Genomic DNA, 960 nt, shown 5'->3' on the forward strand with positions numbered 1-960 from the left:
CGCGCCGGCTCACGCGCACCGTTTGGGTTTGGCCTTGCGCGTTGGCGAACACGAGCGTTTGCCCGTCCACCTCGTGGAGCCACGTCTTGGCCGAGTCCGTGACCGTCCGTGTGTCCGGGGTAATCACCAAGTCGCAGGAGGCCAAAAAGAACCCGCTCGCCAGGAGTTGCAACATCGTAGCCGAACGCATCCGTCGTAACGTCATAATGAAGTAGTGTCCGCGTCATAAATCCCCGTAACGGCGTGAGGACGGGGCGCAAAGCTAATAACTGGTAGGCCATGGCTATACCCGGCATTCATTCATTTCCTCCCTCCTTCAACTGAACGGCGAGCAATTATCCGACATCAAGTGCGGATAGCCTCCTTTCGTGCGTGGTGAGTTTAAGAAACTCGTCTACGATTCAAAGTTTACGAAACGCACCGGTGGGATGAGTTTCGTAAACTCGTTTTCGGAGGGCGTCCCAGGGTACTTGCGACCGGTCACGTTGCACCCCGAACGGCTGCGGACATGTGCCCCCGCTGCGCGTGCCGGAAGGGGTTGTAGGCCGACCCACCTATTGTTTCGGGACCAGTCGTAAACACAAAACGCCCCCGTCGGTTGCACGACGGGGGCGTTTCAATGCAATCGGCAAGAAGGGAGGTGGTCTTGCGGCAATGGTTTGCGCAGGGGAAATCTCCTTTCCGTGGTTCGGACTCTACTCTCAGGCTCAGGGTGCGTAGGCCGAGAAGGAGAAGTAATAGTCATTGCTGAGCGCCCCTGCCGTGTTCATCGTGTACACGGTGATGGACCCAGCCGTGTTGCTATCATAAGAGATGAACCCGACGGCGGGCCCTCCAGGGCCGTAGAGGCTGACATTCGCTGCATACAAAAGCGCTGTGGTCAGCCCGCTGCCTGCCGTAAACGTGATAACATACCTACCGATGCTAATGAATGAGCAGAAACTCACGGCTGCTCTGGCC

The 960-nt window shown here is 57.5% G+C and carries 2 protein-coding genes; both read right to left on the bottom strand.

Annotated elements, in window-relative coordinates; genetic code table 11:
- A partial coding sequence (locus ACP7AJ_RS21380; RefSeq protein ID WP_426062270.1) for a hypothetical protein occupies positions 1-205 on the bottom strand: 205 nt, incomplete at its 3' end.
- A 502-nt stretch (positions 206-707) separates the two neighbouring features.
- A partial coding sequence (locus tag ACP7AJ_RS21385; protein WP_426062271.1) for a hypothetical protein occupies positions 708-960 on the bottom strand: 253 nt, incomplete at its 5' end.

Source organism: Hymenobacter sp. B1770, assembly GCF_049896385.1.
In the GTDB taxonomy this organism is placed as follows: domain Bacteria; phylum Bacteroidota; class Bacteroidia; order Cytophagales; family Hymenobacteraceae; genus Hymenobacter.